General features: G+C 64.3%; 17 protein-coding genes. 11 read left to right on the top strand and 6 right to left on the bottom strand.

The features are described 5' to 3' along the window. Positions 1–40 precede the first annotated feature (40 nt). A complete protein-coding gene (rbcL, locus tag RH858_RS07335; RefSeq protein WP_259535482.1) occupies positions 41–1,312 on the bottom strand; it encodes a type III ribulose-bisphosphate carboxylase in 1,272 nt (423 codons plus the stop codon). Positions 1,313–1,417: 105 nt separating this feature from the next. On the opposite strand from rbcL, the gene priS reads away from it, so the two are divergent. The 3 genes from priS (at position 1,418) to RH858_RS07320 (ending at position 4,318) form a co-directional block, all read left to right on the top strand. Continuing rightward, positions 1,418–2,590: a DNA primase small subunit PriS gene (gene priS, locus RH858_RS07330; RefSeq protein WP_259535480.1), complete on the top strand. Its 1,173-nt coding sequence runs from the start codon at positions 1,418–1,420 to the stop codon at positions 2,588–2,590. A gap of 66 nt (positions 2,591–2,656) precedes the next feature. Continuing rightward, positions 2,657–3,664, top strand: coding sequence for a hypothetical protein (locus RH858_RS07325; protein WP_310561452.1), 1,008 nt, complete (start codon positions 2,657–2,659; stop codon positions 3,662–3,664). Between the two features lie 48 nt (positions 3,665–3,712). Next, positions 3,713–4,318, top strand: coding sequence for a hypothetical protein (locus RH858_RS07320; RefSeq protein ID WP_259535476.1), 606 nt, complete (start codon positions 3,713–3,715; stop codon positions 4,316–4,318). 57 nt (positions 4,319–4,375) lie between these two features. Here RH858_RS07320 and RH858_RS07315 read toward each other — a convergent pair whose 3' ends face one another. Next, positions 4,376–4,681 carry a hypothetical protein gene (locus tag RH858_RS07315; protein WP_259535474.1) on the bottom strand — a complete coding sequence of 102 codons (306 nt, stop codon included), beginning with the start codon at positions 4,679–4,681 and terminating at the stop codon, positions 4,376–4,378. A 191-nt stretch (positions 4,682–4,872) separates the two neighbouring features. Here RH858_RS07315 and RH858_RS07310 point away from each other — a divergent pair, with 191 nt between their 5' ends. Continuing rightward, positions 4,873–5,208 (top strand): hypothetical protein, encoded by a 336-nt coding sequence (locus RH858_RS07310; protein WP_259535473.1) that lies wholly within the window; start codon positions 4,873–4,875, stop codon positions 5,206–5,208. A 166-nt stretch (positions 5,209–5,374) separates the two neighbouring features. Here RH858_RS07310 and RH858_RS07305 read toward each other — a convergent pair whose 3' ends face one another. Next, entirely contained in the window at positions 5,375–5,569 is a 195-nt protein-coding gene (locus RH858_RS07305) for a cold-shock protein (RefSeq protein WP_259535471.1), read from the bottom strand. A gap of 154 nt (positions 5,570–5,723) precedes the next feature. Further along, a complete protein-coding gene (locus RH858_RS07300; RefSeq protein WP_259535469.1) occupies positions 5,724–5,927 on the bottom strand; it encodes a hypothetical protein in 204 nt (67 codons plus the stop codon). A gap of 211 nt (positions 5,928–6,138) precedes the next feature. Between RH858_RS07300 and cofD the strand changes: the two genes are divergently transcribed. Both cofD and RH858_RS07290 read left to right on the top strand, forming a co-directional pair. After that, positions 6,139–7,137: a 2-phospho-L-lactate transferase gene (cofD, locus tag RH858_RS07295; RefSeq protein ID WP_259535467.1), complete on the top strand. Its 999-nt coding sequence runs from the start codon at positions 6,139–6,141 to the stop codon at positions 7,135–7,137. Next, positions 7,134–7,928, top strand: a complete 795-nt coding sequence (locus RH858_RS07290) for a tRNA-dihydrouridine synthase (RefSeq protein ID WP_310561451.1) — start codon at positions 7,134–7,136, stop codon at positions 7,926–7,928. The genes cofD and RH858_RS07290 overlap by 4 nt, the downstream gene beginning before the upstream one ends. A 29-nt stretch (positions 7,929–7,957) precedes the next feature. On the opposite strand, the gene RH858_RS07285 is transcribed toward RH858_RS07290, so the two are convergent. Both RH858_RS07285 and RH858_RS07280 read right to left on the bottom strand, forming a co-directional pair. Further along, a complete protein-coding gene (locus RH858_RS07285; RefSeq protein WP_259535462.1) occupies positions 7,958–8,293 on the bottom strand; it encodes a chorismate mutase in 336 nt (111 codons plus the stop codon). A gap of 10 nt (positions 8,294–8,303) precedes the next feature. Continuing rightward, positions 8,304–9,164 carry a shikimate kinase gene (locus RH858_RS07280; protein WP_259535460.1) on the bottom strand — a complete coding sequence of 287 codons (861 nt, stop codon included), beginning with the start codon at positions 9,162–9,164 and terminating at the stop codon, positions 8,304–8,306. A gap of 145 nt (positions 9,165–9,309) precedes the next feature. On the opposite strand from RH858_RS07280, the gene RH858_RS07275 reads away from it, so the two are divergent. The 5 genes from RH858_RS07275 to RH858_RS07255 all read left to right on the top strand — a co-directional run bounded on the left by RH858_RS07275 (position 9,310) and on the right by RH858_RS07255 (position 16,426). Next, a complete protein-coding gene (locus tag RH858_RS07275) occupies positions 9,310–9,756 on the top strand; it encodes a DUF5796 family protein (RefSeq protein WP_310561485.1) in 447 nt (148 codons plus the stop codon). A 23-nt stretch (positions 9,757–9,779) separates the two neighbouring features. Then, a complete protein-coding gene (locus RH858_RS07270; protein WP_259535459.1) occupies positions 9,780–10,013 on the top strand; it encodes a hypothetical protein in 234 nt (77 codons plus the stop codon). Positions 10,014–10,170: 157 nt separating this feature from the next. Next, on the top strand, positions 10,171–12,405 hold the full coding sequence (locus tag RH858_RS07265; protein ID WP_259535457.1) for a universal stress protein: 2,235 nt from the start codon (positions 10,171–10,173) through the stop codon (positions 12,403–12,405). A gap of 275 nt (positions 12,406–12,680) precedes the next feature. Further along, positions 12,681–15,038, top strand: a complete 2,358-nt coding sequence (locus tag RH858_RS07260; protein ID WP_310561450.1) for an amino acid permease — start codon at positions 12,681–12,683, stop codon at positions 15,036–15,038. Between the two features lie 95 nt (positions 15,039–15,133). Further along, complete coding sequence (locus RH858_RS07255) at positions 15,134–16,426, top strand: tRNA (N(6)-L-threonylcarbamoyladenosine(37)-C(2))-methylthiotransferase (RefSeq protein WP_310561449.1); 1,293 nt, start codon at positions 15,134–15,136, stop codon at positions 16,424–16,426. The last annotated feature ends 17 nt before the right edge of the window (positions 16,427–16,443 follow it).

The raw sequence follows: 16,443 nt of genomic DNA, 5'->3' as shown, positions 1-16,443 counted from the left end.
GGAAGACGAGTGGGCGCGGACCCGATTGATCGACTGATCGTTATCGCGGCGTCTCGGTTCCCCACATCTCGATTGCGGTCTCGAGTTCGGGATGATCGCGTGCGCGCTCCTCGAGTGACACGCCGTCGACGGTAGCACCGACGGCCGCGCGGAACGCCTTCGCCCCCGCGTGAGTGCCGTCGGGGTGGCCGTGCACGCCGCCGCCGACCTGGATACAGAGGTTCGTACCGAGGCGATCGAGGAGTTCGGGCACCAGTCCGGGGTGGAGGCCGCCAGACGCTGTCGGCAACACGTCCTCGAGGCCGTGGAGATCGCCCGCGAGCCAGTCGTTGATCCCGTAGGTGTCCTCGTTTTCGAGTTTACCGAGATCGGCAGTCCCGGTGTGGATCTGATCGACGCCACACAGCCTGGCGATCTGTGCGAGGACACGCATCGAGACGCCGTGTTCGGGGAGTCGATCGAACGCCGCGTGCATCGCGCGGTGGGCGTGAATCGCCATCCCGTGTCGTTCACACCGCTCTCGGACGGCCTGGACGGCCGCCCATCCGGTGGTGATCACGTCGACCATCACGTACTCCCCACCCGCGGCGGCGACGTCGTCGACGCGGTCGAGCATCGTGTTCGCGTCCGCGGTGACGTTTATGAGGTACGACTTCGGCTCGCCGGTCTCCTCCTGGGCCCGATCGCGGGCCGCAAACGACTCCGTGAGCCGTTCCTGGAACGGGTTGAACGACTGGTCGGTGAGGTTCTCGTCGTCCTTGAGCAGATCGAGCCCGCCGGTCCAGGCGTCGTAGCCGACCTGGACGTGTTGTTCGGTCGTGAGGCCGACCTTGGGTTTGGGAACGGTCGCCAGAATGGGTCTGTCCCCGGCATCGAAGAACTCCTCGCGGACCGACGAACCGTACAGCGGACCGGGAAACGACGTCGCAAGCGGGTCCGGCCACGTGCAGTCGACGAGGCGAATGCGGTCGACCGCCTTCATTCCCATGATGTTGCCCGCGATGCAGGACAGCACCTGGGCCATGTTGCCGGGTTCGAACAGCGCGTCCGGGTACGCGACGGAGATCTCCGTGGCGTCAGCCCCGGGGGCAGTATCGTCGTCGATCGCGAAGGCAGTCGCCGACAGGTCACGGACCTCCCCGTCGACCTGTAGCTCCGCCCACGTCCCGTTCGAGGATTCGCTTGCCACCCGAGAGGCGGCGTCTTCGACAGTCATATCGGCTGCCGGCCGGATCCGGAACCGACAGACGAGTTCGTCTTCGGCCGGTTCGTACGACGTGTCGAGGAAATCCTCGTAGGTAATTCCGACCATGTCCTCGGTGTTCGGACCGAACTCGTATAAATCGTGTGCGGAATCGGTCCTTCGGGGCACCCGGAAGGTAACGACTTTACCCGCGCCTTTCCTAGTTCGGAACCGATGGAGGAGCGCACCCGGGAGTATCTGCGGGGCCGGTTTCGCGACTACTACCGCAGCGCCGACGTGTCCCCGCCGCCGGACGCGAACGAACGGGAGTGGGGGTACATCCCGTGGACTGCGGGCGGCGGCACGACGATGGTCCGCCACCAGTCGTGGCTCGATCTGACCCAGGGGGCCGCGTTTACCGACGCGCTCGCGCGGACGGCACCCCGTCACGCCTACTTCTCTGCGGCGCGGTACGACGATCCTGGTGCGTCGACGATGGGGAAGAAAGCGTGGCGGAACGCCGATCTCGTGTTCGATCTCGACGCCGATCACCTCCCGGGGGTCGATGCCGAGGAGACGTCGTACGCGGAAATGCTCGAGGCGTGCAAGGGCGCACTCGAACGGCTGCTGTCGTTTCTCGAAGACGAATTCGCCTTCGAGGACGTGACGGTCGTCTTCTCGGGCGGCCGTGGCTATCACGTCCACGTCCGGGACGAAAGCGTTCGGGGGCTCGAAAGCGACGCCCGACGGGAGATCGTCGACTTCGTCCGCGGGATCGACCTGGAAGCCGACGACCTGATCCGTCGCGTCTCCGTCGAGGGGACGAACCAGCGCGTGCTCGCGACCGGCGGCGGCTGGGGGCGTCGGGTCCACCGGGCACTCGTCGAGTTCGCAGACGAGCTCACGGCAGCCGAACAAGCGGAGGCACTAGAACGGCTCCAACAGCTGGATGGGATCGGCGAAGGGCGCGCGAAAACCGTCCTCGGCGCGTTCCAGCGCAATCCTGACGCAGTCCAGGAGGGGAACCTGGAGGCGGGCGGTCCCGGGATCCGGCGACTGGTCGAGGCGCTCGTCGCCCGCGAGCGGGCAGCACAGGGAGCCCCGATAGACGAGCCGGTGACGACGGACACTCGACGGTTGATCCGGCTGCCGGGAAGCCTCCACGGGGGTACGGGATTCCGCGTGACACCGATCCCGCGGGAGGCACTCGCGTCGTTCGATCCGCTCGTCGACGCGGTCGCCGACAGGTTCAGGGGACGGGAGATATCGATCCGTCTCGAGGCGGAGTCGGTCGTCGAACTCGGCGGCGAAACGTATAACATCCCCGCAGGCGAGAGTTACGTTCCGGAAGCAGTTGGCGTCTTCCTGATGGCTGGGGGAGATGCCGAAAAGGCGACAGAGCAGTAGCAGGGAGCCAGCTGTCATACGACGCGGCGGACACGAACGCGACGCGGGGGGGAACGGAAACGACACATGGACCTGGACGAACTCCGGACGGTACAGGCGAAAGAACGCCGGAAGGACAGCCTCCAGCATCTGCGTAACTCCTTTTACGCCGACGTGGCGACGTACATCGCGGACCTGCGTGCACAGCGTGACAGACGCGCCCAGCGAGTGGACCACCCGTTCTCCGACGACGGCGTCAGGCGGCTCTCCGACGAGATCGAAACCGCAGAGGAGGTCGCAGAGGCGATCTACGAACGCCGGGTCGGAAAGGTAGTCAAGCTCGCGTCGTTTGCGGCCGCCGACATGGCCGTCGAGGAGGAGGGGATGACGGAGGACGAACGCCGCCTGTTCGATGACCTCGTCGATCGGATCGAACGGAACAAGGCGACAGTGCTGGACGCGCTGTCGGGCGTTACCGATCCCGAACAACTCGGTGGGGACGACGCCAGCCCGGGGGCGGAACCTGGTGCAGTCGAATCGGAGACTGCCGACTCGGCAGTTGTCGAACCGGAGGTCGCCGAGCCGGAAGCGCCCGGATCACAACCGGAAAGGAACCCAGCGTCCGAACCCGCAACGGTGTCGGAGAGACCGGGTGAACCGGACGCGGCGAAAAGCGAACCGGACGAGGGGGAAAGCGATCTGCTCGCGGACGCGATGGGCGGTGACGGTCCGAGTGGGAACGGCGAAACGCCGGCCGGGACGGACGTCCGACAACTCCCGGACGAGGCCGAGATGGCCGGCTGTGAACGCGACTCCGCGACCGTCGAGTCCGATACAACCGAGGAAGACCCGTCGACACTACGAACGGACGGTGCAACCGTAGCCGAAGAACGCACGAACGGTAGCTCCGGAGGATCCGACGCCGGGCAGTCGACAGGAACCGACCGGACGACCGTGCGCATAACCGACGACGTCGGATCGATCCTCGGGATCGACGACCGGGAGTACGACCTCGAGCGGGAGGACGTCGTCACGCTCCCGGAGACGAACGCCGGACCGTTGCTCGAGCAGGGAGCCGCAGAGCGGCTTGATTGAGACTGTCGGGCACCAATTCCTATATCCGCCGGGGGTGTAGACCCATTCATGGAGTGTCCTCGGTGTGGCGGTGGGCTCACCGTCTACCGCCTCGGCGGCGAGTCGTCGTGGGTCTGCAGGGAGTGTGGCTCCGTCGGCGTCGAAACGGAACACGGGTCCGAACCGGCACGTACCGAAACGTGGGAACAGGCGTTACAGCGGTTTTACGCCCAACACGCGGGCCCGGACGACGGTGAATCGGCCAGTCCGGACGACGGTGAATCGGCCAGTCCGGACGACGGTGAATTGACCGACCGGAACGATCCTGCTACCGACGAAACCGACGGCACAGCCCTCGAAGCGTCTCACCGGGCGGAAACGGTAGCCACCGCGCTGGACGATCTCGAAATCCCCGGTGACGGAGAACTACGCCGAAGTCGACGGGAAACCGTCGCCGAGCTGTACGCGTTCCTCAGGGAACGGGAAACCGCCAGCCGGAGTGACTTCCTCCAGTTAGTCGACCCCGAAGAGGTGTCCTACGCCAGTCCCGAGGGGTTCTGGGAGGCCGTCGGGCGCGATGGACTGCGGAAGTTACCCGGCGTGACACCGCCGGAGTCGGGGCGCCACGAGTGGGCGTTCGAAAACGGGAAAAGCGAAGGACAAAGCGACTGCTAGAGGCAGCAAGCGACCGCCGCGCTGGAACGCCCTGCAGCCGGATTCACGGCGTCGAGGTCAACCCTCTACTTCCGGAACGTCCTCGATCCGCATCTCGCCGAGCTTGTCGACGATCTCGTCGATCTTTCCGTCGAGTTCGTCGACGAACTCCTGAGTCCGGTCGGTCGTGATCGCACCCTGGCTCGACGGTTCGATGAGGTTTTCTTCCTCGAGGACACGCAGGGAGTACCGGACCTTGTGGTGGGGATAGCCGGTCTCGTTCGACATCTTCACGATCCCGATCGGCTCGTTTTCGATGACCATTCGGAGCACTTGCAGGTGCCGTTCCAGCATATCGACTTCTTTCTCCAGTCTGTCTATCATGCCATATGTTAACTCGTCTTTATTCCTTTTAAGCGTTGCTGTCTGGCGGCGCAGTAAAAAGGGAGACGGGGGTGCCACCCCCGTTGTTAGTGGGTCGATTTCAGATTTTGCGTGTTAGTAGTTAACGCTTCGGGTCGTTCCAGCTCCGCGAGAATCGATGATTTAAGGGGACCCACGGCCGAACACCGGACGTGGCGTACGTGCTCGAAATCAAGCCGTCGGCACGCAAGCGGAACGCCGCCGCGGGACGTGCAGTCAACCGCGACGGCACCCGGTGGTCGTTTGCGACGCGGAAGGCTGCCGAACGGTGGGCCGAAGAGCTCACCCAGGCCGGCGGGGAACTCGTGTGGGTTCAGTCGGCCCATCCGCGAGACGGGTCGGGCGTCGACGGCTACCTGCTCTCCCGGCTCGACAGGGGCTCGATCGCGGACCGAACCCGACTCACGACAGAGGGCACCGGGAGGAAGGCCGACCGAAAGAAGAGACCGACCGAACAGGACGAGTTCCCGCTCGGCGAGCGACGGTAGCGTCCCGCTGGCCACACGAACAGCACTGTATCCACGCAGTTTTGCCCCGGACCCCCTGTACTCGACGCTGCGCGGGTCGAAAATATGTGGTTCCTTCGAACCACCGGAACCGCTGAAGACGATCCGGAGGCCGAACTATCCGTACGGTTGGCCGACTCCACCGGAGTTACAGCCGCTGAAGGTTCTTCGCGCGCGGGCCCTTCTCGGCCTGCTCGATGTCGAACTCGACTTCCTGTCCTTCCTCGAGATCCGGACCGCCGACGTCTTCCATGTGGAAGAAGACGTCCTCGTCCGCGTCGTCAGTCTCGATGAAACCGTAACCGCCAGTGTCGTTGAAAAACGCCACAGTGCCTTTCGCCATTGCAAGTGACTCCAGGCGGAGTGAGGCAATCTCGACATAAATAGTTGTGGGTTGCAATCCGGCTTTCGGAGCGAGTACATAAAAGATCCGTCGAAGCGGCCGGGGTGGGGGTGAGGGACGGGTTGTTGGAGAAAACCGACAGCCAACTCGTTTTTCACTCGTTTTTGAACGAAGCGGTGTACACGAGGAACGCGCCCGTTGCGAGGACGAACGCGAGGAACGTCACGAGCGCGAGCACGTTAGCAATCGGCGCCAGCGGTTCCACGAAGCTCTGTCCCGTGGCGTCGAGAACGAGGACGGCCAGGAGGGCGGCGATGAGCGCGAGCAACCAGTTCGTTGCGAGTTCGTCGAGAGCCATACCCGACGGAACTGCCCGCGAACGTAAAAAGCCAGTCCATCGCCAGTCACCGAGTCCATCGCCAGTCACCGAGTCCATCGCCAGTCACCGAGTCCATCGCCAGTCACCGAGTCCATCGCCAGTCACCGAGTCCATCGCCGTCGCGCCAACGCTCCGGCGCTCCCGCGTGTCGTTACGCAGGGTACAAAGTGGTGCCCATCGATGAACGCGTATGGTTACGTTTCTCGCTGGCGGGACCGGCACCCCCAAGCTGCTCGACGGCGCGGTTCGACTGCTCGAACCGTCGAACGTCACCGTCGTCGGCAACACCGGGGACGACGTCGAACTCGGCGGTCTGCTCGTCTGTCCGGACATCGACACTGTGTTGTTCCGTGGCGGCGGCGTGCTCGATCGCGAAACCTGGTGGGGGATCGCAAACGATACGACGACGACCCACGCCGAGCTACACCGACTCGCCGAGACCGCGGGACTGGAAATCGGCCCTCGATACCTTCCCGACGAGCTACAGACAGACGGACGGGAGATCGCACGCTGGCGGCGGTTCTCCGGCGTCGCAGAGTTCATGGAAATCGGCGACAGGGACCGGGCGGTCCATCTCACGCGCACCAGCCTGCTGGACGAGGGGTACCGACTCACCGAGGTGACTCGTCTGCTTGCGGAGGCGTTCGAACTGGACGTCGATCTCCTGCCGATGTCCGATGACCCAGTCGCCTCGATCGTCCACACCGAGGAGGGAGAAATGCATTTCCAGGAGTTCTGGGTCGCCAACCGGGGCGAACCCACCGTGGAGGACGTCGAGTTCCGTGGATCCGCGGAGGCGACCCCGAGTCCAGAAGTACGGACTGCGCTCGAAAAGCCGATCGTCGTGGGGCCGTCGAATCCGGTGACGAGCGTCGGTCCCATACTCGCGTTGACAGGGGTCCGGGAGGCGCTGCACGCGACGCCCGTCGTCGTCGTCTCCCCGTTCGTCGAGCGGGAGGTGTTCTCGGGGCCGGCGGCGGAACTGATGACGGCGGTGGGGTACGAGCCGTCGACCGCCGGCGTAGCCGAGGCGTATCCGTTCGCCGACGCGTTCGTCCTCGACGACGACGACGGAACAGCGCTCGACCGTCCGACCGTCCACACGGACGTGACCATCGACGACGCCGACGACGCAGAGCGCGTGATGCAGGCGGTGGCGACGGCCCTGGAGCGGGTGAGCGAAGTGTGACTCGTCCGTCAGTACCGTTTTCTCCGGCCGTCGCCGCCGCCAGTTTGAGCGGCCAGTCCGACGCCGAGTGGGCGAAAGCCGCCGCACCGTACGTCGGCTGTGCGTTCCTCGGGGGGATCGCCCTGGATTCCAGAAGCCGGGACGCGGCCAGAGGGATGCGAAAGCGAGATCGCGAGGAGTTCCTGCCGGACGACCCGATCGAATTTATAAGGACACAGCTCGAGGCGCTAGAGGACGTCCCGATCCGCGCCGGAATCAACGTCCGTTCGTCGGCAGTCGAGCCGATCCAGGAGGCGGCGGTCGCGTGTGCCTCCGCCGGCGCGATCCTCGAGGTCAACGCCCACTGTCGCCAGGAGGAAATGTGTGCGATCGGCTGTGGAGAGAGTCTCCTGCGGAATACCGATCGGCTCTGCGAGTACGTCTCTGTGGCGGCCGAAACGGGAGCGACGGTTTCGGTGAAAGTCAGAACGGAAGTCGACGGGGTCGACCTGCCGGAAACCGCTCGGCAGGTTGCTGCGGCGGGAGTCGACGTCGTTCACGTGGACGCGATGGACTCGGAACCCGTCGTCGGAGCGGTCGTGGACACACTGGAGGCGGGCACCGACGCGACCGTCGGAAGGCGACCCGTCGTCGTCGCCAACAACGGGGTGCGCGATCGGGAAACCGTCCGCGAGTACCTCGGCTACGGCGCCGACGCTGTGAGCGTCGGACGCCCGAGCGACGATCCGGAGGTGCTCTCCCGAGTTCGCGAGGCGGTAGTGAAGTGGTTCGAGAACGGAACAGCCGACTGACGACTGGCTCGACGATCCTTCCTCGTGTCCTACCGATTTTCCCGTTGTTCCACTTTGTTCAGTTCGATCAGCAGCCGGAAGATCGCCTTCACGAGGTTCGAGTCCACCTCGAACCGTTCGGCGTTCTCCCCGGCGCGTTCCATCACCCGGCTTTCCTGAGACTCGTCGGTGGTGGGCAGCCCGCGTTCCTCTTTCACCTGTGCGATGGTGTCGGCGACGTAGGTCCGCCTGGCGATCAGTTCGACGATCTCCCGATCGATCGACTCGATCTCCGCACGCAGCTCCTCGAGGGACATCTCCTCGGGAACGTTCGCGCGCTCGTCGTCCGATTCCTCGTTTCGGTTCGGTTGTGTGGTCCCAGTCATCGTCGATCTGTTACTCCGTCGTGATTCGTGCCCCGTCCGATCGGGAGGTCGTCAGTCGGGTCTCCCCCGGGCGGTCCTGCCAGCGCTCCCGGAGCGTCTGCAGATCCCGGAACTCGCCGACTGCGACGACGCTCGGTCCGGTGCCGGAAAGCGAGACGCCCTCGGCCAGCTGCATCGCCTCTACCGCCGGATCGGTCGGGAACCCCAGCGCCGCCGAAAACGCCAGCCCGTTTACGGTCATCGCCTCGCCGAACCGTCCGTCCCTGGCCAGTTCGGCGACGAGTTCCGCCATCGGCGCGACCTGTCCGCAGCGGTCGACGTCGGCGTCGGCGCTGTAGGCTCGCTCGGGAGGCGTCCAGATCAGAACGTCCCAGTCGCGCTCCTCCCGAACGAGGAGTTCGTCGGTGTCGTTGTCGGTGAGCGTGACGCCGCCGAGCATGCTCGCGGACGCGTCGTCGAACGCCCCGGTGACGGTGACGCCGGCCTCGCGTGCGGCTCGGACACCGAGTCGACAGGCGTCGATCCTGGCGACGCCGTCGGCCCGGCCGAGCGCGGAAAGTGTCGCGAGCACCGTCGCGTTGGCGGCGGCACTCGAGCTTTTGAGACCGGCTGCAAGCGGGACGTCGCTTTCGGTTCGGACGTGACCGCCCTCGCCGTCGCCGAACTCCTCGGCGACGAGTTCGACGCACCGCTCGATCAGCGTCGTGTCAGCGTCCGGCATCTCGGCGATCTCTCCGGTCACGGCGGCGGCGGCAGGATCGAGCTCGACGGTCGCGCGCGTCTCCAGGTCGATCGCAAACGCCGATCCGACGCCGGTTGCGAGCGCGTTGAGTACGGTTCCTGCCCCCGGCGCCGCGGCCCGTCCCTCCATACAGGAAGGGGAACGAGCGGGGGCAAATGGTTGGCGGTCGCGGCGAGACTGCGAAGCGACGATGCAAACGGCACCCCGGATCGATGACGCCGACGGGAGTGGAGAGACCGCGGAGTACTTCAACACGGCGGTAACAACTCTACTTATGAGTGGGCCAGGAAGAACCGACGTTCCGCCGGACACCGTCGGGATCGAGCTGCGCGAGGAAGGGGTCGTCGTCGAGTACATCGACGGACGGACCACGCTGTATCGCGGCGTCCCCGAACGCGTCGAGGGAACGCTCATCGCGGTTTCGACCAAACAGATCCACGTACTCGTGACGGATCCCGCCGAAACCGAGGGCGTCATGCTGTACGTGAACGACCGTAAGACGGACGAGGAAATTCTCAGGGATTCGGGGGTCGGACGGATCGTCCTCGATTCGGGTGAAACAGAGGAACTGTTTCCCGGCGTGACCGCCAGACAGACCCGGGAACGGACCGAAATCGAGGCCGATCCCGCGGTCGCACGGGGGCGCGTGTTCGTCTTCGTCGAGGACGAGTGGACCGAAGACAGTTACGAGCTCGTCGCTCCCCCCGACAGTGACGAGTGATTTGACGACGAGTCTCGAAAACGATGAGCCTCAAAAAACGCTGGCGCGAACTCGACAAACGTACCGTCGCGAGTGCACCGGATCGATACGGCGTGTACGAACTGGGTGACGGGAGCGGAAACAGCCTGGGAATGGCAGTCGGCGTACTCCGGAACGACCTGAAAGAGGAGCTCGCTTATGGCGACGCTCGGCAGGTCAGGTGGACCGTCGCGCAGTCGAGAGACCACGCCGAACGGCTCCTCGAAGAGCACTCCTGAACACGCCCTCTCCCGGAGTCGTGGTTTGAAACAGCTTGAGATTTTACTCAAATATTCTTGACGAGTACTCAACTCCCACACTATAAATAATAATTAATCCAGTAATAAACAGAGAAATGCAAAAGCACAAGTCACGGAAGTCAAGAGAAACACGCACATGACGAAAGATCTCGAGCGGGATCTGGGTCTCGTTGCCGTCATCGCCGTTTCGATGGGAGCGATGATCGGCAGCGGGATATTCATCCTCCCCGGGCTCGCGATGGCGGAGGCGGGGCCGGCCGTGATCCTCGCGTTTCTGGTGGCCGGAATCCTCGTGATTCCTGCCGCGCTTTCGATCTCCGAGCTCGGAACCGCCATGCCCGAGGCGGGCGGCGATTACGTGTTCATCGAACGGGGGATGGGTCCCGGCGTGGGAACGATCGCCGGACTCGGGACGTGGCTCACGCTCCTTTTCAAGGGGGCGCTCGCGCTCGTCGGGGGCATGTACTATCTCGACGTCGTCTTTGCGCTGCCCAATCTCACCGCGACGGCCGTCGTTCTCGCGACCGTACTTATCGGGATCAACCTGCTCGGCGTAAAGCAAACGGGACAGCTCCAGTCGTGGATGGTCGTGGTGATGGTCGCGATCCTGGCGGTGTTCATCTCCGTGTCGATCCTCCAGGTCGACGGCGCAAGCTACGATCCGTTCTTCACCGCCGGCGGGGGCGGCGTCGTCAACGCCATCGCGCTGGTGATCGTCTCGTATGCTGGCGTGACCAAGGTCGCTAGCGTCGCCGAGGAGATCGAAAACCCCGGTCGAAACCTGCCGCTGGGACTGTTGATTTCGCTTGCGATCACGACACTGTTGTACGTGCTTATCGTCTTCGTTCTCGTCGGAATCGTCGACGCCGAAACGCTTCGGGGGACGAACATTCCGATGGTGGTCGCAGTGGATCCGCTGTTCGGCACACTCGGCGTCATCGCGATCGTCCTGGCGGCAATCCTGGCACTGGTGTCGACCGCGAACGCCGGGATCCTCACCGCCTCGCGGTATCCGCTTGCGTTGAGCCGGGACGACCTGATCCCGGACGTGTTTTCGCGGATCCATTCGGGCTATCAGACCCCACACGTCGCGATCCTCGTCACCGGCGGCGTGATGCTTTTCATCATCGTCTCGCTACCGGTCCAGGAGATCGCGAAGATGGCCAGCGCGTTTCAGATCCTGGTGTACGGGCTGGTAAACGCCGCCCTGATCGCGTTCCGAGAGCGGGATCTGGACTGGTACGATCCGGATTTCGTGTCGCCGGGATATCCGTGGATTCAGCTCTTCGGGGTCGTCTCGGCCGCGTTCATCATCACCCAGATGGACGTCCTCCCGCTGGTCGGGGCCGTCGGGATCACCGTGTTCGGCGGCCTGTGGTATCTCTACTACGTCCGTGGGGAGGTCGACCGCGAAGGGATCGCCGTCGACGCAGTTCGGCGGGAGGCCGGAAGGCAGTACGTCGCAGAGACCGAGCGAAAGATCGCCGAACCGAAAGGTGACGAGATCCTGATCGCACTCCGTCGGGACGTAAGCAGGCTGGAAGAAAACAGGCTGCTCGAGATCGCCGCGCCCATCGCCCGGAGCCGAAACAGCCGCATCCGTGTTGTCAGATTCGACGAGGTTCCAGACCAGTATCCGCTCGACCAGGCCGTCGATCAGTCCGGCGAAGACATCGAGTTCGAACAGCGAACCGACGAACTCGCCCGAGGGCTGGACGTTCCCGTCGAAGTCGGCGAGATCGTAAGCCACGATACGAAACACGCCATCGTGAATTTCGCTGAGCGGGAGGGGGTCGATCTGATCCTCACGCGGGCCGACCCCGTGAGCCGCCTCCGGACGCTGTTCGGTCGAGACGCCGACTGGATCATGGAGCGGGCGCCTTGTGACGTGGCCTTCGTCCAGCTCGGGAAGCTCGAAAAGATAGACGACATCGCGATCGTCACCGACCGGAGCCCGTTCAACGACCCCCTCAAGGTCGAACTTGCTGACGCGATCGCCCAGCAGACGGGTGGACGTCTCCGGTTCGTGTTCCCAGCCGGTGTGGACGCCTCCGAACAGGTGCTCGAATCGATCCGTGCCTATCACGAGGAGCTGAACGAGCTCTGTAGCTCGCCAGTCGAAGGCACCATCATCGAGGGGGAAGACGCACGGCAACAGTTGCTCGCCGAGGTCGAAACCGCTGACCTGGTGATGCTGTCGACGAAGACTCACAAGCTACTCCCGGACCTGGTGTTCACGCTGGAATCCGACCGGATCGCCACCCGTCTCGACCAGCCGGTCGTTATGGTCCACTCGAGCCGATCCCGGCGGGCGACGTTCCTCGAACCGATCGTCGAGCGGTTGCTGTTCAGGGAAGGGAACCGTCAATGAGTCAACCGAACAGCATCGGAACGCTGTCGAACTGCTTTTATCCCAGTTCCCTCTATGGGCATAGACGTGACAGAAGCCGTAGGGGGAACATTTCGGACAATTTCCGAAGCTGCGGACCATCCGTGAGATGATTCAAACGGACAGTTTCTGCCTGGCCCCGACCGGGATCGCTCGAACGAACACAGATCGAACTATGTACGAACGAACCAGAGGATTGATCGACGATCGACGCGCTGAACCGGACTTTTCGGACGGTACAATCGAGGTGAAAGAGCATGGCTGACGAAGAACTCGCGAAGGACCTCGGCCTCCTGTCGGCGCTGATGATCGGGATCGGCACGATGATCGGGGCCGGAATCTTCGTGCTCCCCGGGCTTGCGGCACAGGAAGCGGGGCCGCTAGTCGTCGTCTCGTTCGTCATCGGGGGGGTCATCGCGATGATAAACGCCCTGTCGGTCTCGGAGTTGGGAACTGCGATGCCGAAAGCCGGCGGGGGGTATTACTACGTCAACCGTGCGCTGGGGCCGATGTTCGGCTCGATCGCCGGGCTCGGCGACTGGATGGGACTCGCGTTCGCCTCCGCCTTCTACGCGATTGGCTTCGGCCAATATCTCGCCGAACTGCTGACGCTTCCGTCTATCCTGTTTCTAAACGAGATCCAGGTCGGGGCACTACTGGCGGGGATCGTCTTCGTCGGGGTAAACTACATCGGGGCCAAGGAAACTGGCGGCGTCCAAACGATCATCGTCCTGACGCTTCTGGCCATCCTCGGCGTCTTCGCGGTCGCCGGATGGCTCTCGTTCGACTGGGCCGTGCTGACCGGCGACGGCGGGCTCGTTCCGCTGGGCTACGGGGAACTGCTGCCCGCGACGGCGATCGTCTTCGTCTCGTTCCTGGGATATGCGAAGATCGCGACCGTCGCCGAGGAGATGAAAAACCCCGGGCGGAACCTCCCGATCGCGGTGATCGGCAGCGTCGCGTTCGTCACCGTCGTGTACGCGATTCTCGTTACCGTGATGCTCGGAGTCGTGCCCTGGCCGGAGCTGAGTGTCGAAGCGCCCGTCGCACAGGCGGCACTGGTGGCGTTCCCCGAATCGATCGGACCGATTTCCGGCGTCGCGGGGGCGGCAGCGACCGTCATGACGCTCGGTGCACTGCTCGCGACCGCCTCCTCGGCGAACGCGTCGATCCTCTCGTCGGCACGGATCAACTTCGCGATGGGCAGAGAGAAGATCGTCACCGACTGGCTCAACGAGATCCACCCCAGCTATTCGACGCCGTACCGCTCGATCCTGGTCACTGGAAGCATGATCATCGTCTTCATCGCGCTGCTGGGGCGGGATCTCGAGATCCTTGCGAAGGCGGCGTCGGTGCTTCACCTGATCGTCTACGCACTGATGAACACCGCCCTGATCGTGTTCCGCGAGGCCGACGTTCCGGAGTACGATCCGGACTTCACCGTGCCGCTGTACCCGGTGACGCCGATCCTCGGGGCGGTGTTGTCGCTCGGACTGATCGGGTTCATGGACGGTGTCGAGATCGCCCTCTCGATCGGGTTCGTTCTGGCGGCGATCGCGTGGTACTTCATCTACGCACGGAAACACACCGAGCACCAGGGCCATCTGGGCCAGTACATCAGCGAACGCTCCGAGGAGCTTCCGGAAGCGGCGGTGTCGGCAGCAACGAAAGTCGAACCCGAACAGGCGAACTACCGGGTGATGGTGCCGCTCGCGAACCCGCGGACCGCAAACGATCTGCTCGAACTCGCCGCCGTGATGGCAAAGGCACGCGACGGCGTCGTCGAGGCAGTCCACATCGTCACCGTCCCCGATCAGGTGCCGCTTTCAGCCGGCGCACAGCGAGTCGAACAGCTCGACGCCGAATCCCAGCGGCTCCTCTCGGACGCGACCGAAGAGGCCGAGACCCTCGACGTCGACGTCGAAACCCGGACCGTCATCTCCCACAAGTCGTTCGAGGAGATCTTCGACGCAGCGGAGACCGGCGGGGCCGACCTGGTCGTGATGGGCTGGGCCGATCAGCCGTTCTGGTCGTCGGGCCGGGTCGAGCGGGGGCTGGACGAACTCACGCGGAACTTGCCGTGTGATTTCCTCGTCCTTCAGGACACTGGATTCGATCCGAGTCACGTGCTCGTCCCGACCGCCGGCGGGAGCGATTCCGATCTCTCGGCGGAGGTGGCCCGCACACTCAAGGAAGGACGCGACGCGACCGTCGAACTCCTGTACGTCGTCGACGACGAGGAGGAACGCGCGGCCGGCGCACAGTTCCTCGGTGAATGGGCGCAGAAAAACGGTCTCGGAGGTGCGGAACTGAGCGTCGACACGGGTGGCGACATCGAGAGCGCGATCGGACGCCACTCCGAGGAGGCCACGATGGTGATCATCGGGGCGACCGAACGGGGGCTGCTCTCGCGGCTTCTCCGCGGATCGCTGGTGTACAGCATCGTCGACGAGGTCGACTGCTCGGTGTTGCTCTGTGAGCGTCCCCGGCGCCGGTCGCTCAGGGAACGGCTGTTCGGACGGAAATTCGATTCGGATTCCGGCCCCGAATCCGAAGCCGATTCGGATTTCGAAGTCGATGCCGAAGCCGCTTTGGACACCAAACCCGAAGAGTAGTTGGATCGTTGCGGTTTCGACCGCGTTCTGTCTCGTAGTTCAGCACGCTGATCCGCCGAACTTTTGCTCGTCCGCCACCAACAGGTGGTACTCCGATGGCGACGTATCACATCGAGACGTACGGTTGTACGTCCAATCGCGGGGAGAGCCGCCGCATCGAGCGGGCGCTCCGCGACGGCGGCCACCGCCCGGCGGACGGGCCGGAGGAGGCCGACGTCGCCATCCTCAACACCTGTACCGTCGTCGAGAAGACAGAACGGAACATGCTCCGGCGGGCCGAGGAACTCGCCGATGAAACCGCAGATCTGGTCGTAACCGGCTGCATGGCCCTCGCACAGGGCGACCAGTTCCGCGAGGCCGGACTCGACGCCGAGATCCTCCACTGGGACGAGGTGCCGACGGCGATCCTCAACGGGGAGTGTCCGACGACGACCCCGGACATCGAGCCGGTGCTCGACGGCGTCGTCGGGATCCTCCCGATCGCTCGCGGCTGTATGAGCAACTGCTCGTACTGCATCACGAAGTTCGCGACCGGTCGGATCGACTCCCCGCCGGTCGAGGAGAACGTCAGGAAGGCGCGGGCACTCGTCCACGCCGGCGCGAAGGAGATCCGGGTTACCGGCCAGGACACCGGTGTCTACGGCTGGGACACCGGCGAGCGGAAGCTGCCGGAGCTGCTCGATCGGATCTGTGCGATCGACGGGGAGTTCCGGGTGCGGCTAGGCATGGCGAACCCGGGCGGAGTCCACGGGATCCGCGAGGAACTTGCCGACGTCTTCGCGCGTAACCGGAAGCTGTACGATTTCATCCATCTGCCGGTGCAGTCGGGCAGCGACGAGGTGCTGGAGACGATGCGAAGACAGCACCGCACGGAGTACTTCCGGGAGATCGTGGAGACGTTCGACGATCGTCTCGACGAGTGGACGCTCTCGACGGACTTCATCGTCGGCTTCCCGACGGAAACCGACGCCGACCACGAACAGTCGATGGAACTGCTCCGTGAGGTGCGTCCAGAGAAGATCAACGTCACCCGGTTTTCGAAGCGTCCCGGCACCGACGCCGCCGAGATGAAGGGGTTGGGCGGGACGATCAAAAAGGAGCGGTCGAAGGAGATGTCCGAACTGAAGCGGCGCGTCGTCGGCGAGGCGTACGAGTCGATGGTCGGCACCAGGCGGACCGTCCTCGCGGTGCGGCCGGGCACCGGCGACTCGGTGAAGTGCCGCGACAGCGCCTACCGCCAGATCATCGTCCAGCGAGCCGACGAACGTGGCGTCGAACCCGGTGACGTGTTCGAGGTCGAAGTGACCGGCCACAACACGATGTACGCGCTGGGACGACCCGTCGGCCGAGAGGAGAACCCGACGGTCGGTGCAGCCGACGCCGCGTGACTGCCGGAAGGAACCTC

The sequence above is a fragment of the Halalkaliarchaeum sp. AArc-GB genome (assembly GCF_031432225.1).
Classification (GTDB): domain Archaea; phylum Halobacteriota; class Halobacteria; order Halobacteriales; family Haloferacaceae; genus Halalkaliarchaeum.
Note: the sequence above shows the minus strand (reverse complement) of the source record. Positions and strands in the feature narration are given on the sequence as shown.

Excerpts from the sequence above, each read along its gene's own strand:
- rbcL (WP_259535482.1), bottom strand. The coding sequence starts at position 1,312 with ATGGTCGGAATTACCTACGAGGATTTCCTCGACACGTCGTACGAACCG.
- priS (WP_259535480.1), top strand. The coding sequence starts at position 1,418 with ATGGAGGAGCGCACCCGGGAGTATCTGCGGGGCCGGTTTCGCGACTAC.
- RH858_RS07325 (WP_310561452.1), top strand. The coding sequence starts at position 2,657 with ATGGACCTGGACGAACTCCGGACGGTACAGGCGAAAGAACGCCGGAAG.
- RH858_RS07320 (WP_259535476.1), top strand. The coding sequence starts at position 3,713 with ATGGAGTGTCCTCGGTGTGGCGGTGGGCTCACCGTCTACCGCCTCGGC.
- RH858_RS07315 (WP_259535474.1), bottom strand. The coding sequence starts at position 4,681 with ATGATAGACAGACTGGAGAAAGAAGTCGATATGCTGGAACGGCACCTG.
- RH858_RS07305 (WP_259535471.1), bottom strand. The coding sequence starts at position 5,569 with ATGGCGAAAGGCACTGTGGCGTTTTTCAACGACACTGGCGGTTACGGT.
- RH858_RS07300 (WP_259535469.1), bottom strand. The coding sequence starts at position 5,927 with ATGGCTCTCGACGAACTCGCAACGAACTGGTTGCTCGCGCTCATCGCC.
- cofD (WP_259535467.1), top strand. The coding sequence starts at position 6,139 with ATGGTTACGTTTCTCGCTGGCGGGACCGGCACCCCCAAGCTGCTCGAC.
- RH858_RS07285 (WP_259535462.1), bottom strand. The coding sequence starts at position 8,293 with ATGACTGGGACCACACAACCGAACCGAAACGAGGAATCGGACGACGAG.
- RH858_RS07280 (WP_259535460.1), bottom strand. The coding sequence starts at position 9,164 with ATGGAGGGACGGGCCGCGGCGCCGGGGGCAGGAACCGTACTCAACGCG.
- RH858_RS07275 (WP_310561485.1), top strand. The coding sequence starts at position 9,310 with ATGAGTGGGCCAGGAAGAACCGACGTTCCGCCGGACACCGTCGGGATC.
- RH858_RS07270 (WP_259535459.1), top strand. The coding sequence starts at position 9,780 with ATGAGCCTCAAAAAACGCTGGCGCGAACTCGACAAACGTACCGTCGCG.
- RH858_RS07265 (WP_259535457.1), top strand. The coding sequence starts at position 10,171 with ATGACGAAAGATCTCGAGCGGGATCTGGGTCTCGTTGCCGTCATCGCC.
- RH858_RS07260 (WP_310561450.1), top strand. The coding sequence starts at position 12,681 with ATGGCTGACGAAGAACTCGCGAAGGACCTCGGCCTCCTGTCGGCGCTG.
- RH858_RS07255 (WP_310561449.1), top strand. The coding sequence starts at position 15,134 with ATGGCGACGTATCACATCGAGACGTACGGTTGTACGTCCAATCGCGGG.